Annotated in this window: 18 protein-coding genes; 9 read left to right on the top strand and 9 right to left on the bottom strand. The window is 67.7% G+C overall.

What is annotated here, in order from left to right:
• The first annotated feature begins 475 nt into the window (after positions 1–475).
• A complete protein-coding gene (locus ACW17V_RS20125; RefSeq protein ID WP_492106792.1) occupies positions 476–751 on the top strand; it encodes a hypothetical protein in 276 nt (91 codons plus the stop codon).
• A gap of 7 nt (positions 752–758) precedes the next feature.
• Here the strand turns inward: ACW17V_RS20125 and ACW17V_RS20120 are convergent, their stop codons facing one another.
• The 3 genes from ACW17V_RS20120 to ftsY all read right to left on the bottom strand — a co-directional run bounded on the left by ACW17V_RS20120 (position 759) and on the right by ftsY (position 2,952).
• Entirely contained in the window at positions 759–1,310 is a 552-nt protein-coding gene (locus tag ACW17V_RS20120; RefSeq protein WP_492106791.1) for a MarR family winged helix-turn-helix transcriptional regulator, read from the bottom strand.
• A gap of 91 nt (positions 1,311–1,401) precedes the next feature.
• Complete coding sequence (locus ACW17V_RS20115; RefSeq protein ID WP_492106790.1) at positions 1,402–2,007, bottom strand: inner membrane-spanning protein YciB; 606 nt, start codon at positions 2,005–2,007, stop codon at positions 1,402–1,404.
• Between the two features lie 3 nt (positions 2,008–2,010).
• Entirely contained in the window at positions 2,011–2,952 is a 942-nt protein-coding gene (ftsY, locus tag ACW17V_RS20110; protein ID WP_492106789.1) for a signal recognition particle-docking protein FtsY, read from the bottom strand.
• Positions 2,953–3,043: 91 nt separating this feature from the next.
• On the opposite strand from ftsY, the gene ACW17V_RS20105 reads away from it, so the two are divergent.
• The 4 genes from ACW17V_RS20105 (at position 3,044) to ACW17V_RS20090 (ending at position 5,780) form a co-directional block, all read left to right on the top strand.
• The gene (locus ACW17V_RS20105; protein WP_492106788.1) at positions 3,044–3,700 is read left to right on the top strand and encodes a trimeric intracellular cation channel family protein; all 657 of its coding nucleotides are present in this window, start codon (positions 3,044–3,046) and stop codon (positions 3,698–3,700) included.
• Between the two features lie 278 nt (positions 3,701–3,978).
• The gene (locus ACW17V_RS20100; protein ID WP_492106787.1) at positions 3,979–4,437 is read left to right on the top strand and encodes a tellurite resistance TerB family protein; all 459 of its coding nucleotides are present in this window, start codon (positions 3,979–3,981) and stop codon (positions 4,435–4,437) included.
• Complete coding sequence (locus ACW17V_RS20095) at positions 4,434–4,619, top strand: hypothetical protein (RefSeq protein ID WP_492106786.1); 186 nt, start codon at positions 4,434–4,436, stop codon at positions 4,617–4,619. The genes ACW17V_RS20100 and ACW17V_RS20095 overlap by 4 nt, the downstream gene beginning before the upstream one ends.
• 150 nt (positions 4,620–4,769) lie before the next feature.
• The gene (locus ACW17V_RS20090; protein ID WP_492108842.1) at positions 4,770–5,780 is read left to right on the top strand and encodes a TerC family protein; all 1,011 of its coding nucleotides are present in this window, start codon (positions 4,770–4,772) and stop codon (positions 5,778–5,780) included.
• 175 nt (positions 5,781–5,955) lie between these two features.
• Here ACW17V_RS20090 and ACW17V_RS20085 read toward each other — a convergent pair whose 3' ends face one another.
• The 4 genes from ACW17V_RS20085 to dapF are packed head-to-tail and all read right to left on the bottom strand — an operon-like array spanning position 5,956 to position 9,405.
• Positions 5,956–6,402 carry a GFA family protein gene (locus ACW17V_RS20085; protein ID WP_492106785.1) on the bottom strand — a complete coding sequence of 149 codons (447 nt, stop codon included), beginning with the start codon at positions 6,400–6,402 and terminating at the stop codon, positions 5,956–5,958.
• Positions 6,399–7,730 carry a tRNA (N(6)-L-threonylcarbamoyladenosine(37)-C(2))-methylthiotransferase MtaB gene (gene mtaB, locus ACW17V_RS20080; protein ID WP_492106784.1) on the bottom strand — a complete coding sequence of 444 codons (1,332 nt, stop codon included), beginning with the start codon at positions 7,728–7,730 and terminating at the stop codon, positions 6,399–6,401. The genes ACW17V_RS20085 and mtaB overlap by 4 nt, the downstream gene beginning before the upstream one ends.
• Complete coding sequence (locus tag ACW17V_RS20075; RefSeq protein ID WP_492106783.1) at positions 7,727–8,638, bottom strand: SDR family NAD(P)-dependent oxidoreductase; 912 nt, start codon at positions 8,636–8,638, stop codon at positions 7,727–7,729. Before ACW17V_RS20075 ends, mtaB begins: the two co-directional genes overlap by 4 nt.
• Positions 8,551–9,405: a diaminopimelate epimerase gene (gene dapF, locus ACW17V_RS20070; protein WP_492106782.1), complete on the bottom strand. Its 855-nt coding sequence runs from the start codon at positions 9,403–9,405 to the stop codon at positions 8,551–8,553. Before dapF ends, ACW17V_RS20075 begins: the two co-directional genes overlap by 88 nt.
• A 95-nt stretch (positions 9,406–9,500) precedes the next feature.
• Between dapF and ACW17V_RS20065 the strand changes: the two genes are divergently transcribed.
• The 4 genes from ACW17V_RS20065 (at position 9,501) to ACW17V_RS20050 (ending at position 15,833) form a co-directional block, all read left to right on the top strand.
• Complete coding sequence (locus tag ACW17V_RS20065; RefSeq protein WP_492106781.1) at positions 9,501–10,289, top strand: potassium channel family protein; 789 nt, start codon at positions 9,501–9,503, stop codon at positions 10,287–10,289.
• Between the two features lie 53 nt (positions 10,290–10,342).
• Positions 10,343–12,484, top strand: coding sequence for a prolyl oligopeptidase family serine peptidase (locus ACW17V_RS20060; RefSeq protein ID WP_492106780.1), 2,142 nt, complete (start codon positions 10,343–10,345; stop codon positions 12,482–12,484).
• Positions 12,485–14,626: a prolyl oligopeptidase family serine peptidase gene (locus ACW17V_RS20055; RefSeq protein WP_492106779.1), complete on the top strand. Its 2,142-nt coding sequence runs from the start codon at positions 12,485–12,487 to the stop codon at positions 14,624–14,626.
• A 112-nt stretch (positions 14,627–14,738) separates the two neighbouring features.
• Positions 14,739–15,833, top strand: a complete 1,095-nt coding sequence (locus ACW17V_RS20050; protein ID WP_492106778.1) for a GNAT family N-acetyltransferase — start codon at positions 14,739–14,741, stop codon at positions 15,831–15,833.
• Between the two features lie 181 nt (positions 15,834–16,014).
• Here ACW17V_RS20050 and ACW17V_RS20045 read toward each other — a convergent pair whose 3' ends face one another.
• Both ACW17V_RS20045 and ACW17V_RS20040 read right to left on the bottom strand, forming a co-directional pair.
• Entirely contained in the window at positions 16,015–16,353 is a 339-nt protein-coding gene (locus ACW17V_RS20045; RefSeq protein WP_492106777.1) for a DUF2218 domain-containing protein, read from the bottom strand.
• An 11-nt stretch (positions 16,354–16,364) separates the two neighbouring features.
• Complete coding sequence (locus tag ACW17V_RS20040; RefSeq protein ID WP_492106776.1) at positions 16,365–16,937, bottom strand: PadR family transcriptional regulator; 573 nt, start codon at positions 16,935–16,937, stop codon at positions 16,365–16,367.
• Between the last annotated feature and the right edge of the window lie 62 nt (positions 16,938–16,999).

The following is a 16,999-nucleotide window of genomic DNA, read 5'->3' as shown; positions in this document are numbered from 1 at the left end:
GCGAAAGAACTCGCAGCTGTTGGCTATGCTGCTCAGGCGGCTTCAAGTCGATCACAGGTTCGCCCGGCTCTCCTCGCCACTTCGTTGTCAGAACGAGGCGAGAGTCTTCTAGGCGCCACCGCCCGCCCACGTCGTAGGCCCGGTAGGATCCGTCCTGTTGGAGACTAAGGCCTCCATCGCTCTCGCAATCCACGCCTTCTGCGGCCCAATGGCCGACCACAAGCTTCGCGCTCAAACCTTGCGTCGCCGTGCTCGCCGGAGCGTTCGAGACCAGGGATTCACATCCCAAAAGTCCCACGACAGCGACCGACATGAGCAGATACGGGTTCATTGGCTCAGCATAACGCGAGCTGGTCCTCGTGGAAGCCCGGGACCCAGGGGAGAACACCTGCGCTGACACGTCGCGGCGCTTTCGCGTTAACCCGACGTTGACCATGCTCGCAGACTTTCAGTTAACCATGTTAGACTTCGAGTCATGAGCACCATCCGTCCCGCCGGCTGGCCTTCGGCCCCCGCCAGACCCGCCTCGACGCCCGCGTCGGGCGGGGCCGCGACGCGTTCGGCCTTCTTCCAGGCGGCGCTCGGCGATGCGGCCCCCACGCGCCCGGCCCAGGCCGCCGCTTCGGTGCAGATGCAGGCGCAAGCCCAGGCCCAGCCGCAGCGCCAGGCGCCGGCTCGCCCGTTCACGCAGCCGGACGCCCAGCCGCAGAAGGTCCTGCGCCCGGGCTCGCTGCTGAATATCGTGGTTTAAAAGGGTCTCAGGCCGCCTTCTTGGCGGCCTTGTCCTTCTTGGGCTTCTTGTCTTTTTTCGGCTTGTCGGCCTTGGCCTTCTTGGCCTTGGGCTCGCTCTCGACCGACGGATGCAGGTCGGCGCCGGCCATGTCGGCCAGCAGGTCCAGGAAGCCCTCGCGCTTGCCGGGCTTCAGCAGGGCCAGGATCCGCGCGTCGGCCATGGTGACCATCGGCGCGACCTCTTCCAGCATGGCCCGGCCCGAGGGCGACAGGCGAACGCTGTTGGCGCGGGCGTCCTGGTCGGAGCGCTGGCGCTCCAGGTGGCCCTTGGCGATCATCCGGGCGACCATGTCGGCCAGGGTCGAGCGGTCGATGCCGGTGGCCTTGACCAGGGCCGTCTGGGTGACGCCCTCGTTCTGGGCCACGGCCGACAGCACCGCGAACTGGCGCTGGGTGACCCCGGCCGCGCCGCACTCCTCGGCGTAGATGTCGAGCGCCAGCTGCAGCACCCGGTGCAGCAGATGGCTGGGCGACCGCTCCAGCAGACCGCCGCTCTTCTCAACCTTGGTCTTGGCCATGACTTCGCCTTCGTCCGATCAGCCGACGGACAAGCACTATCATCGTTACACGTCGATTTGACGACAGGTGATCCGTGAACGGCGGAACCGCCTAGAAACCCGCGTCCGGGGGCTCGGGCGCCGACGGCTCGTCGCCCTTGGCCATGTGCTTCATCATGAACGGCACCTGGGTCAGGGAGAAGATGATCGCCAGCGGCAGCAGGGCGACGCGGAACTTCACCCAGTTGTCGGTGTCCTGGGTCAGGCGGACGATTTCGTTGAGGATCGCGGCCGAGGCGAAATAGGCGCCGTAGCGCAGGGTCAGGGTGCGCCAGGCCGCGTCGGGCAGCTGCATGGCCTCGCCCATCAGCGCCTTCAGCGGCGCGCGGTTCATCAGCACCCCACCGATCATCGCCGCCGCCAGGGCGCCATTGACCACCGTGACCTTGATCTTGACGAACACGTCGCTGTGGAAGATCAGGCCCAGCACCCCGAAGATCAGGGCCATGACGCCGGAAAACAGCGGCAGCAGCGCCACGCGGCGCTCGACCACATAGCCCAGCACCAGGGCCGCCGCCGAGGCGGCGACCAGCACCCAGGTGGCGGTCTGGAAATTCTTGGTGGTGAAATAGGCGACGGCGAAGGCGATCGGCGCGCCGTAGTCGACGGCGGTGCGCACCCAGGCGGCGTGCTTCTTCTTGGTCTGCTGTTCGTCCACGGCCTAGTCCTCCAGCCCGACCAGCGAACGCGAGAACGCGCGGGCGTCGAAGGGTTGCAGATCCTCGACCCCCTCGCCCACGCCGATCAGCTTGATCGGACTGTCGCTGGCCCGGGCCACCGGCACCAGCACCCCGCCGCGCGCGGTGCCGTCCAGCTTGGTCATGACAATCCCGGAGACGCCCACCTGGTTGCCGAAGATCTTTTCCTGGGCCAGGGCGTTGCGGCCGACCGTGGCGTCCAGCACCAGCAGGGTCTCGTGGGGATAGTCGGGATCGACCTTCTTCACCACGCGGATGACCTTCAGCAGCTCATCCATCAGGCCCTGCTTGTTCTGCAGCCGGCCGGCGGTGTCGATCAGCACCACGTCATAGTGCTCGGCCTTGGCGCGCTCGACGGCCTCATAGGCAAGAGCCGCGGCGTCGGAGCCCGTGGGCTTGGACATGAAGTCGGCGCCCGCCCGGTCGGCCCAGACCTTCAACTGCTCGACGGCGGCGGCGCGGAAGGTGTCGCCGGCGGCGATCAGGACGCGGGCGCCCTTCTCGGTCAGGTCGGAGGCGATCTTGCCCAGGGTGGTGGTCTTGCCCGAGCCGTTGACGCCGATGAACAGCACCACATAGGGACGCGGTCCGCCCAGCGGGTCGAAGCGGCCCTCGCGGTCGGCCAGCTCGGCGGCGACCAGTTCGGCCAGGGCTTCCTTGACCTCGATGTCGGTCGACGACTTGCCAAACCGCGCCTTGCCGAAGGCGTCGGCAATGCGGGCAGCGATCTGCGGGCCCAGATCGGCCTCGATCAGCATTTCTTCCAGGGCGTCCAGCTGCTCCTGGTCGAGCGGTTTCCGGGTGAAGACCCCGGTGACCTGCTCGGTCATCGCCTGGGAAGACCGGGTCAGGCCAGACGCGAGGCGCTGGAACCAGCCTTGTTTCTGCTCGGGCTTGTCGTTCATCAGCGCTCCTTTAGGGGAACGGGCGAAAGTGTAAATCAGATATTACCGGGCGATGGTTTCCGCCGCCGACCCGGCCGTGGCATGAACGGTCATGGACCCGCTTCCCGACCCGACCATAGACCCCCTGGCGACCGCCCTGTTCTGGCTGGACTACGCCGCCGCGGCCGTGTTCGGGGCCACCGGGGCGCTGGCGGCGGCGCGGCGCAAGCACGACATCATCACCTTCGGTTTCTTCGCGGCCATCACCGGGGTCGGCGGCGGCACCCTGCGCGACCTGCTGATCGGCGCGCCGGTGTTCTGGGTGCAGAGGCCCGGCTACATCCTGGCCTGCCTGGCCGCCGCCACGGTGGTCTGGTCGCTGGGCAAGCGCGGCTGGCGGTTCCGGGCCCTGCTGTGGCTGGACGCCCTGGGCATGGCCGCCTTCTGCGTGGTCGGCGCCGCCAAGGCCCTGAGCCTGGGGGTGCACCCCTTCACCGCCGTGGTCATGGGCGTGCTGACCACCGCCTTCGGCGGGGTGATCCGCGACGTGCTGGCCGAGGAGCCCAACCTGCTGCTGCGCCGCGAGATCTACATCACCGCCGCCCTGCTGGGCGCCTCGGTGTTCACCGTGCTGGATCTGGTGGGCGTGGGGTTCTGGCCAGCTGGACTGGCGGGTTTCGCCTCGGCCTTCGGCCTGCGGGCGGCGGCGATCAAGCTGGGCTGGAGCCTGCCGGGGTTCGCGGGCGGCGAGGACCGGCCGGCCGCCTGAGCGCCGCTCTCCCGGGATGGGTCGGGTTCAAGATAAGAGAAACTCATCTTATCCATGCGAAAGATCAATTCCCGACCCCCTTGCGCGCGCTGCCCGTCCATATGATCTTGATAAAGCGGGCCGGGCCCCTCTGACGATCCTCGCACCTGAAGGCTGCGATCGTGATGTCGGACCGCATCGGGTGCGCTCGATGCCGGGTCCAGTGGGTGTGTCCCCCCCCCCTAGAACCCAGCAAGCCCGACATCGGGCGCGCCCTCCCATCAGAGGAGTGCACACAGATGTCTTTGAACCCCATCCACGCCGCCCAAGCGCGCATCGCCGAGACCTGGACGCCGGCCCAGCTGGACCAGCTGGACGCCCTGGTGGCCGCCTGCGCCCTGGTCGCCCAGGCCGACGGCTGGGTCACGCCCGACGAGCGCGGCCGCATGCTGGAGCGCATGCGCGGACTGGCCGCCCTGGCGGCGTTCGGGATTGACGACGCCCTGGAAGTCTTCGAGGCCCTGGACCGGCGCTTCGAGCAGGATCCGGAAGTCGCCCGTTTCGAGGCCGAGATGGCCATTCGCCGCCTGCGCGGTCGTGATGACGTCGCTCGGGTGATCGTCAATTCCGCCTGCGCCGTGGCGACGGCCGACGGCGGCCTCGACGCCGAAGAGCGCGACGTCCTGCTGCGGATCTGCGCCCTGCTGGCGCTCAATCCGATCCAGTTTGACCTGATCACAGCGGGAGGTCGGCGATGAGAGTCGGCGCCCATGGCCCCCCGATGACCTGGGTCTCGCTGCAACTGGCCCAGCAGACCCTGGTGCAGGCGGCGTCCCACGCCAGCCAGCCGACCGCCAAGCCGGTCACGGAGCCTGACCGGGTCGAGCGCGCCCCGGCCCCGCGCCCCCTGAACCGGGGCCTGCTGGACATTCGCGTCTAGACCCAGATCCGCCCGAGATCGCCCGGACGCCTCACAGGGACGCCCTGTGGGGCCGAAAGGCTGACCGCCGCCGGGTGATTCCACCGCATTTCCTTCGAACCCGCCCGCCCCGACCAGCCTCGGCGCTCCGGTCGCGACGGGCTTTTGGACCTGAACAAGACCATGGACTTTCTGACCCTGCCGGTGATCGGCAAACCGCTCTGGATGTGGGCGGGCTTCATGCTGGCGGTGGTGGCCCTGCTCGCCTTCGACCTGGGTGTCCTGCACCGCAAGACCCGCGAGATCGGCGTGCGCGAAAGCCTGCTCATGTCGCTGGTCTATATCAGCCTCGGCCTGGGCTTCGGCGGCCTGGTCTGGATGCAGCTGGGCGCGACCGCCGGGGTCGAATATCTGACCGGCTTCGTGATCGAGAAGAGCCTGGCCATCGACAACGTCTTCGTCATCGCCCTGATCTTCGGCTTCTTCGCCATACCCCCGGCCCTGCAGCACCGGGTGCTGTTCTGGGGCGTGCTGGGCGTGATCGTGCTGCGGGCCATCATGATCGGCGTCGGCGCGGCCCTGGTCAGCCAGTTCGGCTGGGTGCTGTATATCTTCGCCGCCTTCCTGATCCTGACCGGCGTGAAGATGCTGTTTGCGGGCGACAAGCCCCTGGACCTGACCAACAACCCCGCCCTGAAATGGCTGCGTCGCGTCATGCCGATCAGCGACACGCTGGAAGGCGACCGCTTCTTCGTTCAGGGCGTCGACTCGCGCACCGGCAAGGCCGCCCGCCTGGCCACCCCGCTGTTTCTGGCCCTGGTGCTGGTCGAGCTGGCTGATCTGGTCTTCGCCGTCGACTCGGTGCCGGCGATCTTCGCCATCACCACCGATCCCTACATCGTCTACACCTCCAACATCATGGCGATCCTGGGCCTGCGGGCGCTGTACTTCGCCCTGGCGGCGGTGCTGCACCGCTTCGCCTATCTCAAGCAGGCCCTGGCCGTGCTGCTGGTGTTCATCGGCGGCAAGATCTTCATCGCCGACGCCCTGGGCTGGGAGAAATTCCCCGCCGCCCTGTCGCTGTCGATCACCTTCGCCATCCTGGCCGCCGGCGTCGCCTGGTCGCTGTGGAAGACCCGCAAGGCGCCCGACCTTTCGGGGGCGCCCGGAGCAAGCGCTTAAGCGCCCGCCGGTCCATCGGATGATCTGAAGCAGAACCGGGTCGGACTTTGTCCGGCCCGGTTTTTCATGGCTGTGACGGGGGACGTGGACCCTACAGAAGGCCTGCGGGAATCCTTTTGCCCTGAGGTTGAAGGTCGCGACGACGAATCCCCCTTTGGGAACAAGTGGCCTCCCTTCAGGTATCGTGGTCAGGGTGCTGGCGCGACGCCACTGCACCGCCCGGCCCCATCGGCGGTCGCACCGGCATCTGCGCCAGATGATCCATCCAGGTCGGCCGACCCTCGACGGCCAGCTGAACCACCGGCTCGACCGCTGACGGGTCGTCGAAAGCGAAAACCGCCAGGTCGAACTTGTCGGCGCTCCATTCAAAGGTCAGGGGCGTGCCGCAGGCGGCGCAGAAGCCGCGCTTGATCTGATCCGAACTCTGGAAATGGGTCGGGGCGCCGCGCGTCCAGGTCAGATCCGCGACCTCCACTGTCACCAGCGCCCCGAACGGGCCGGCGAAGGCCTTCTGGCACATGCGACAATGGCAGATCGAGGCGCGGCCCACCCCTTGCCCATTGGGGTGGCCGTCGACGCGGAAGCGGACGGCGCCGCACTGGCAGCCGCCGCTCAGGCTCACGGCGCCAGCTCGGCGATCACCCGCGCGCCGTCATGGCCGGTAACGCGGAAGGCCAGGATCTGGCCTGACGACGCTTCGCCCGCGAAGGTGATCTCGGTGAAGTCCTCGGCCCGGGCCACGCCGTCGCGCTCGACCAGGCCCGACAGCACGCGGCCGACCTGGCGCTGCAGGTGGCGTTCCAGACCCGCCTGCCCCGCTTCGCGCAGACGGCGGGCGCGGTCCTTGATCACCGGACCCTTGACCGGCGGCATGCGGGCGGCGGGCGTGCCGGGGCGGGCGCTGTAGGGGAAGACGTGCAGGAAGGCCAAACCCGCCTCCTCGACCAGCTTTAGGGTGTTTTCAAACGCCTCTTCGCTCTCGGTCGGGAAGCCGGCGATCAGGTCGGCGCCGAAGGCGGTGTCGGGGCGCACGCGGCGCACCTCGGACACCAGTTTCAGGGCGTCGGCGCGATTGTGCCGGCGCTTCATGCGCTTGAGGATCATGTCGTCGCCGGCCTGCAGGCTCAGATGCAGATAGGGCATCAGGCGCGGCTCGGTTTCCAGCAGCTTGAAGAGGTCCGGATCGATCTCGGCGGCGTCGATCGACGACAGGCGCAGGCGGGGCAGGTCAGGAACCAGCTTCAGGATTCGGCCAACCAGCTGTCCCAGGGTCGGCTGGCCCGGCAGGTCGGTACCCCAGGAGGTGACGTCGACCCCGGTCAGCACGACCTCGTTATAACCCTCGGCGGCCAGGCGGCGGACCTGCTCGACCACTTCACCGGCCGGGGCCGAGCGCGAATTGCCGCGTCCGAACGGGATGATGCAGAAGGTGCAGCGGTGGTCGCAGCCGTTCTGGACCTCGACATAGGCCCGGGCGCGGTCCTTCAGGCCGGCGATCAGGTGACCGGCGGTCTCCTTGATCGACATGATGTCATTGACCCGCACGCGGGTGGATGTGTCGAGCAGGGCCCCCGGCGCGGCCTTTTCGGCATTGCCGAGCACCAGGTCGACTTCCGGCATGGCGGCGAAGGCGGCCGGGTCGATCTGGGCGGCGCAGCCGGTGACGATCAGCCGGGCGTCGGGCCGCTCGCGCCGGGCCTTGCGGATCGCCTGCCGGGCCTGGCGCACGGCCTCGCCCGTCACGGCGCAGGTGTTGAACACCACCGCGTCCGACAGGCCGTCGGCGCTGGCGCGGGCCCGGATGGCCTCGGACTCATAGGCGTTCAACCGGCAGCCGAAGGTGACGACGTCAACGCCGTCCGGACCGGACGAGACCACCGCAGGTCCGCCTTCCTCGCCAACAGCGGGCTTGGGCGTCGGCGGGCGCGAGATGACGGTGTAGGTCGTCACGACTTTTCCATGAACGCCGCGAAGGCGTCCTTCCAGTCGTCGTGCCAGCGCGACAGGGCCGGGCGGTTTTCGATGATGTCGCCCATGGCCCAGGCCATGCGCTTCTCGTCGACGGCGCGGGTGACGTCGTTGTCGGGGCACAGGATGTAGAAGTCGCCGGCCTCGATGCGGGCCAGCATGAAGTGCACGACCTGTTCGGGCGTCCAGGCCGCGTCGGGCTTGCCGCCCGGGCCGCGCTTGGTCATGCCGGTGAAGGTGTAGCCGGGGATCAGCAGGTGGGCGGTGACCTGACAGTCTTCGGTCTGGCGCAGGGTGTGGGCCAGACCCTCGGTCAGGGCCTTCACCGCCGCCTTGGAGACATTGTAGGCCGTGTCGCCCGGCGGCTGGGTGATGCCCTGCTTGCTGCCGGTGTTGATGATCAGGCCGGGACGACCCGACAGGGCCATCTCTTCGCCGAACACCTGCACGCCGTTGATCACGCCCCACAGATTGACGTCGAGAATGCGCGACCAGGCGTCGTCGCCGGCGAAGGCGTCGCCGCCGCCGCCGACCCCGGCATTGTTCATCAGCACATCGACCGCGCCGAACTTTTCGATCGCGACGGCCTTCAGGGCCTCGACCGCCGCGCGGTCGGCGACGTCGGTGGGCACGGCGATCGCGCCGATGGCCTCGGCTTCCTGCTTAAGCTTGCGGCCGGTGACGTCGGCCACGACCACGTTGAGGCCCAGCTCGCGGAAGATCCTGGCGGCGGCCAAGCCGATGCCATCGGCGGCGCCGGTGATGACGGCCGTCTTGCCGGCCTCGAGCGCGGGGTGGAGGCTCATGCGGCGACCTTTTCCGGCAGCTTGCCGGTATATTCCAGGGTGATCGGGCCGGTCATGATCACGTGGCCGTCGGCCTCGCGCCATTCGATGACCAGGCTGCCGCTCTCGAATTCGACGGTGGCGATCCGGTCGGTCAGGCCCCGGCGCACGGCGGCCACCTGGGCGGCGCAGGCGCCGGTGCCGCAGGCGGCGGTGAGGCCCGCGCCGCGTTCCCAGACCTTCAGATTGATGTGGTCCCGCGCCGCGATGTGGGCAAAGCCGACGTTTACGCCCTGCGGAAACAGCGGGTGATGCTCGACCAGCGAGCCGGTCCCGGTGGCGAATTCGTCGGTCACAGGCGCATCGACGAAGAACACCACATGCGGATTGCCCATTGAGACGCAGACCGGCGTGTGGACCAGCGGCGCGTCGATGGGGCCGACCTGCAGCTCGACCCGCTCGGTGTTCATCTCTTCGGACAGGGGAATCTGGGTCCAGTCCAGGCCCGGCTGGCCCATATCGACCGTGACCCGCCTGTCGCCGGCCATCTGGCCCGACAGGCGCCCGGCCACGGTGTCGAAAGCCACGCTATCCTTGCCCGACGATTGCATCAGCAGCCAGGCCACGCAGCGCGTGCCGTTGCCGCAGGCGCCGGTGACCTCCCCGTCGGAATTCCAGAACCGCACATAGGCCGCGGCGCCCTGCGCGCGCGGCGGGTCGATGGCGATCACCTGGTCGCAGCCAATCCCGCCCTCACCGCGTTTGGCGATGGCGCGGATGTCCTCCGCCGTCGGGTTGAAGGCTTGGGAGGCGGTCTCGATCACGACGAAGTCGTTGCCGAGGCCGTTCATCTTGAGGAAGGTGCGGCTCATGGTGGGGGCTATATAGTGGAAAACCGTCGCCAAGTCAGAGCCCGGCGCACGCCGCGATCATTTGACCACCAGAGTGTGACCAGGAAGGCCGACGCTTGAAGACCAATGACCACGAGGGTTTCCGCCTGAGGGCCCGGCTTCGCGCGCTCTATCACGGGGCCTCGCCCACGGCGGTGAAGTTCCGTTACGCGATCATCATCGTCGATCTGCTGATCATCGCCTTCTTCATCGCCGCCCCGACCATGCGCGATCACGGCCTGACCTTCTATGTGCTGGACTATGCCGTGGCGACCTTCCTGGCGCTGGACATGGCCGGCCGCGCCATCGCCCATGGCGACCTGAAGGCCTGGCTGAAGAAGCCGATCGTCTGGGTGGACCTGTTCGTGCTGGCCACCCTGCTGTTCCCGGCCTGGCTGCTGAATCTCGGCTTCCTGCGGGTGGTGCGGCTGTGGACCCTGATCCACAGCGAGTTCTTCTGGCGCACCGTGGGCCAGCGCTATGACGACACCCGCGTCGAGCAGATCGCCAAGGCGGCCGCCTCGCTGCTGACCTTCGTGTTCGTGATCACGGGCTTTGTCTATTCCAGCTTCGTGGGTCGCTACGAGGGCGTCAGCGGCTATGTCGATGCGCTGTATTTCACCGTCACCAGCCTGACCACCACCGGCTATGGCGACATCACCCTGCCGGGCGTGTGGGGCAAGCTGCTGTCGATCTTCACCATGCTGGGCGGGGTGTCGCTGTTCATCGGCCTGATCCAGTCGATCCTGCGGCCGCACAAGGTGACCTATCAGTGCCATGACTGCGGGCTGCGCCGGCACGATCCGGACGCGGTGCACTGCAAGGCGTGTGGGAAGATGCTGAACATTCCCGACGACGGGGTCTGACTTCGCCGGAGAAGCTCTGGCGCAGGGAGATTTTTCCGATACCGTCCCGGCCCATGATGTTGCTTCGCACCTGTTCCGCCGGGGCCCTGGCCCTCGCCCTGCTCTCCTCCGGCGCCGCGCTGGCCGCCCAGCAGAGTGATCCCCACCTGGCGCTGGAGGCGGTGGAAAGCCCCGACAGCCTGGCCTGGGTGAACGCGGAAAACGCCAAGACCCTGCCGGTGCTGTCGGGCGATCCGCGCTATGCGGGCCTGCAGGCCGAGGCGCTGACGATCCTGTCGGCCAAGGACCGCATCGCGGCGCCCAACTTCATCGGCCAGAGCGTCTTCAACTTCTGGCAGGACGCGAACCACGTGCGCGGGATCTGGCGGCGCACGACCCTGGCCTCCTACAAGACCGCCGCGCCGGTCTGGGAGACGGTGCTGGACATTGACGCCCTGGCCAAGGCCGAGGGCAAGAACTGGATCTGGAAGGGCGCCGACTGCCGCCCGAAAACCCATGACCGCTGCCTGGTGAACCTGTCCAACGGCGGCAAGGACGCCGTCGAAGTCCGCGAGTTCGATTTGACGACCAAGGCCTTCGTTGAGGGGGGCTTCCTGCTGCCGGAGGGCAAGCAGGGCGCCGAGTGGCTGGACGCCGACACCCTGATCCTGACCCGCGACTGGGGTCCGGGCACGACCACCGACAGCGGCTATGGCATGGTCATCAAGACCCTGAAGCGCGGTCAGGCCCTGGCCGATGCCGTCGAAGTGTTCCGGGGCCAGAAGAGCGACGTCTCGGCCCGCCCCAACGTTCTGCGCGACGCGGCCGGCAACCGGGTGGTGCTGCTGACCCGCGCCACCGACTTCTTCCACGACGAGACCTATCTATGGGACGGCCAGACCACCCGCCTGCTGCCGATCCCGCAGAAGGTCGGGGTGCGCGGGCTGATCAACGGCAAGCTGGTCCTGAAGATCGAGGAGCCTTGGACCATCGACGCGGACGCGATGGCGAAGAGCTTTCCCGCGGGCTCGCTCGTCGCCGTGTCGCAAGGGTTCCTGACCAAGGCGAGCGACGGGGAGATCGAAATCGGCAACGACTGCGATCCCTGCCAGCTGTTGGCCCCCGGCCCGCGCCAGTCGATCGATCAGGTGGCCGTGACCGACCACCGCGTCGTCGCCGTGGTCTATGACAATGTCCGGGGCAGCCTGGTCAGCCTGCAGCATCGCGGCGAGTTCGGCGTGACGTCCCAGACCCTGCCAGTGATCGCCAACGGCTCGGTATCGCTGGGCTCGCATTCGGACGAGGGCGACCAGATCTTCTACAGCGTAGAGGGTTTCACCACCCCGACCCAGCTGAAGCTGGCCGACGCCGCCACCGGCGCCTCCGCGACGGTCAAATCCCTGCCCGCCCAGTTCGACGCCAGCAATCTGGAGGTCGAGCAGAAGGTCGCCACCAGCAAGGACGGGACCAGGGTTCCCTATTTCCTGATCCATCCCAAGGGCCACAAGCACGACGGCTCCAACCCCACGCTGCTGCACGCCTATGGCGGCTTCAACCTGTCGAAACTGCCGGTCTATGACCCGCTGATCGGCAAGCTGTGGCTGGAGAAGGGCGGCAGCTATGCGGTCGCCAATATCCGCGGCGGCGGCGAGTTTGGCCCCGCCTGGCATGACGCGGCCCTCAAGGCCAACCGCCAGAGGGCCTTTGACGACTACTACGCCGTGGCCGAGGACATGATCGGCAAGAAGATCACCTCGCCCCGCCATCTGGGCGCCTATGGCCGGTCGAACGGCGGCCTGCTGATGGGCGTGGCCCTGACCCAGCGGCCCGACCTGTGGAACGCGGTGGTGGTGGAAAGCCCGCTGCTGGACATGATCCGCTACACCGTGCTGCCGGCCGGCGCCTCGTGGATCGGCGAATATGGCGACCCGGACATCCCCGCCGAGCGCGCCTTCATCGAGGCCTATTCGCCCTATCAGAACCTGAAGGCGGGCGTGAAATACCCGCTGGCCTATATCACCACCTCGACCAAGGACGACCGCGTCCATCCCGGCCACGCCCGCAAGTTCGCGGCGCGGCTGGACGACCTGAAGGTGGACCACCTCTATTTCGAGAACACCGACGGCGGCCACGCCAATGGCGCGGACCCCAAGTCGAACGCCCGTCGCTGGGCGCTGCACTACACCTACCTGTCACGTCAGCTGATGGATCACTAAGTGCGTAGCCTTGTCCTTGCCCTGTTAGCGTCCACGAGCCTGATGACCGCCTCCCACGCCGCCGAACCCACGCCTGCCGCCTCGACAGAAGCGCGCACGCCGCTAAGCGAGCTGGGCAGGGATGATCCCTATCTGTGGATGGAGGAGATCGAGGGTCAGCGGGCCATGGACTGGGCGAAAGCCCAGAACGGCAAGACCCTGCCGGTGCTGCAGGGCGATCCCCGCTATGCCGACCTGGAGGCCAAGGCCCTGGCGATCCTCAACGCCAAGGATCGCGTGCCGGGCGTGTCGTTCGCCGGCGACGGGTCCCTGCGCAACTTCTGGCAGGACGCGACCCATGTGCGCGGCCTGTGGCGCAAGACCACCCTGGACAGCTACCGCACCGCAGAGCCGGTCTGGGAGACCATCCTCGATATCGACGCCCTGTCGAAGGCCGAGACCGCCAATTGGGTGTTCAAGGGCGCCTCATGCCTGCCGCCGGAAGAGACCCGCTGCCTGATCACCCTGTCGGACGGCGGCAAGGACGCCGTGACGGTTCGCGAGTTCGACACGACGACCAAAAGCTTCGTGGCGGGCGGTTTCGAACTTCCCGAGGGCAAGCAGAACTATAGCTGGCTGGACCGGGACACCCTGCTGGTCGCCCGCGAGTGGGAGCCTGGCCAGGTCACCCAGTCGGGCTATGCCTATGTGCTGAAGACGGTGAAACGCGGCCAGCCGCTAGCGGCGGCGCAGGAGGTCTATCGCGGCGCCGAGACCGACGTGTCGGTCAGCCCCTTCGTGCTGCGCGACGCCGATGGCGTCACCCAGGCGGTGATCGCCTATCGCGGCGTGACCTTCTTCGAGAGCGAAAAGCACCTGCTGACGGACGCCGGCCCGGTGAAGCTGGACCTGCCCCTGAAGAGCTCGATCCAGGCCTATGTCGCCGGCCAGATGGTTGTGCTGATGGAGCAGGACTGGCCGGAAAAGGGCTTCAGGACCGGCGATCTGATCAGCTTCGACCTCGCCGCCCTGAAAGCCGCCCCGACCACGACCAAGGCCATGCTGGTGCTGCGGCCCACGGCCCGGCAATCGGTCGAGAGCGTGACCACCACCCGCACCAAGCTGGTCGTGGCCCTGCTGGACAACGTCAAGGGCGCGGCCCGGGTGCTGACCCACGGCGCCAAGGGCTGGACGTCGCAGGACCTGGCCCTGCCGGCCAATTCCTCGATCGGCCTGGGCTCCAGCGCCGAAAAGGACGAGCGCCTGTTCGTCACCGTCACCGGCTATCTGACCCCCTCGACCTTCTGGCTGGCCGACGCCGGCTCGCTGAAGCTGGAACAGGTCAAGGCCTCGCCCGCCCGCTTCGACGCCTCGACCCACGTGGTCGAACAGTTCGAGGCTGCGAGCACCGACGGGACGAAGATCCCCTACTTCGTCGTGCGGCCCAAGGGCGTGAAGTACGACGGCTCCAACCCCACCCTGCTCTACGCCTATGGCGGCTTCCAGGCGTCGATGACGCCGGGCTATTCGGGCGTGATGGGCAAGCTGTGGCTGGAGCGCGGCGGCACATACGTGGTCGCCAATATCCGCGGCGGCGGCGAGTTTGGGCCCGCCTGGCACTCGGCCGGCCTCAAGGAGAACCGCCAAAAGGTCTATGACGACTTCTTCGCCGTCAGCCAGGACCTGATCGACCGCAAGATCACCTCGCCGCGCCGGCTGGGGATCATGGGCGGCAGCAATGGCGGCCTGCTGATGGGCGTGGCCCTGACCCAGCGGCCCGAGCTCTACAACGCCATCGTCGTGCAGGTGCCGCTGTTCGACATGATCCGCTACAGTCAGATCGGGGCCGGCGCCTCGTGGGTGGGCGAGTATGGCGACCCGGCCATACCGTCGGAGCGGGCCGTGATTGAGCGGTATGACCCCTATTCGAACCTCAAGGCCGGCCAGAAATATCCGGAAGTCTTCATCGAGACCTCGACCAAGGACGACCGCGTCCACCCCGCCCACGCCCGCAAGGCGGCGGCGCGTCTGGAAGAGCTGGGCTATCCGGTCCTCTATTACGAGAACATCGACGGCGGGCACGCGGGCGCCGCCAACCTGGCCGAAACCGCGCGCCGGCAGGCGCTGGAATATGTGTATCTGTCGCGCAAGCTGATGGATTGATTCAGCAAAACGCCGTTACTCAAAACGGGGTTTCGTCAACACTAGCGAAAGCTATCTGGGTCAGACTCTCGGCCGACCAGACGGGTCGTGAGTCGCCCAGAGCCTACCGTCCTTGAAGATTGAAGTCGTTCCCGCGCTGGAGCTGAGCCCCACAGACATCGACCGCTGGTCGGGCCTGCAGGTGGGGCAGGCGCGCCTGGACTCGCCCTTCCTGTCGCCGCGCTGGACCCAGGCCGTGGCCCGGGCGCGCGAGGCGACCGGCAAGAAGGCCGGCGAGATCAAGGTCGCCATTCTGCGCGCCGACGACGGCCAGGCGATCGGCTTCCTGCCGGCCCGGGTTCGCGCCGATGTCGGCATGCCGGTCGGGGCCCCGATGTGCGACTATCAGGCCCTGGTCTCGGCGCCGGGTGTCGCAGTGGATCCGCGCCAGCTGCTGACCGCCCTGCGCGTCCACCGCCTGGACTTCTGCCACATGCAGGCCGACGACGAGACCCTGGCCCGTCACGGCCGCGGCCAGACCGACTCCTGGATCGTCGAGGCGCCGGACGGTTACGCCGGCTATGAGGCCGGGCGCAGGGCCGCCGGTTCGGGCGTGCTCAAGGATATCGACAAGAAGCGCCGCAAGGCCGAGCGCGAGGTCGGCCCGGCCGTCTTCACCGCGATGTCGGACTCGCGCGCCGATTACGACCAGTTGATCGCCTGGAAGCGCGGCCAGCTGATCGCCACCGGCCAGACCGACTATTTCCGGACGCCCTGGGTGACCAGCCTGGTGGAGGCCCTGTTCACGACCCGCGACACGGCGTTCGGCGGCGGGCTCTACACCCTGCATCTGGGCGGCAAACTGGCCGCCGTGCACCTGCACCTGCGCGGCGCCCACACCATCCATGGCTGGCTGATCGCCCACAATCCGCAGTTCGAGCGCTATTCGCCGGGCCTGATGCTGTTTCAGGACATCCTGAGAAGCATGGACGGCACGCCCTACGACCGCCTCGACCTGGGGGCTGGCGACTACCGCTTCAAGCGCGAGCTGTCCAACGCCCGCCAGACCGTGGTGTTCGGCTTCCTGGGCTCACCCTCCCCCGCCACCTTCGTGCGCCAGGCCGCCTATGGCGTGCGCCACATGGCCGAGTCCCTGCCGCTGGGCCGAATGTCGGAACTGCCCGGCAAGGCGATGCGCCGGCTGGACCTGCTGCGCGGGCTGCACTGAGTTCGATTGCTGATTTTTGAATCCGCTCTCCCCGGCGAAAGCCGGGGCCCAGATTCAGCCTGAGCGTCTGGGGATGACGCGCCTTCCGACCTAGCCAAACCGACAACCGCTCTGGGTTCGATCTGGACCCCGGCTTTCGCCGGGGAGAGCGGAAGAGGACGCCGGGGCGTTCACAAACCCTTCAACCCTGCCCCAACCCCACCCGCATCGCCGGCGGATCGATCCGCCCGGCTTCCCAGGCGCGGGTCCAGGCCAGCTTCTCCACGCCTTCACGGAACGCGAAGCGCAGCAGGTGCTCGGCGACCACGTCCTCCAGCCGGGCCAGGCCTTCGAGGCCGGCGGTCTCGACCGTGATGTCGAGACCCGTCGCGTCGGCCAGCATCCGGCAGTCCCCGATCGGCAGGGGAATGCGGGCGCTGGTCTCGTCGAAGGTGACCGCGAACTTGTGGCTCCAGTGCTTGGCCAGCTGGGTCATGTAGCGGGCGGCCTTGTCGGTGGTCAGGCGGGCATGGCTCTGCATCAGGGTCTCCATCAGACGCGCTCGATGACGCCGGCCGCGTCGTCCAGGGCCTTGGCGATCTGCTCGACCTGCTCGGCCGACAACTGGCCGGCCGTGAGCCTCAGGCGCAGGGCGGTCTTGAGGTTTTCCCGGGCCCGCAGGATCTGCGGCGAGAAGGCGGCGCTGCGGGCGGCGGCCTCGGCCATGCGCTCGAACAGGCTCTTCACCGGCTGGGCGTTGGCTTCGAGGAAGGCTTCGCCCTCGGGGGTGATGGTGTGCAGCTTCTTGCCGCCGCCGGCTTCGGTGACGGTGATGTAGCCCAGCTCTTCCAGCAGGGTCAGGGTCGGATAGACCACGCCCGGACTGGGGGTATAGGCGCCGCCGGCCGCGGTTTCGATGGCCTTGATCAGCTCATAGCCGTGGCTGGGCTGCTGGGCGATCAGCTTGAGGACCACGAAGCGCAGGTCGCCGTGGTCGAAGAACCGGCCCATGCGGCCGCCTCGACCCGGACCGCGTCCGTGATGGTCATGGCCGTGAAAGCCGAAGGGGTGGCGGCTGTGGTGGCGGCCATCGCGGCCGCCGTGATGATGGTGTCGTCCAAACATGTCGTTTCGATCCTGTTTCGTTATATCGAAACGATAGATATATCGGATTGGTCGAAAGACAA

This window comes from Caulobacter sp. FV2ye17ST, assembly GCF_058680955.1.
This window is presented reverse-complemented; position numbering and strand designations above follow the sequence as displayed.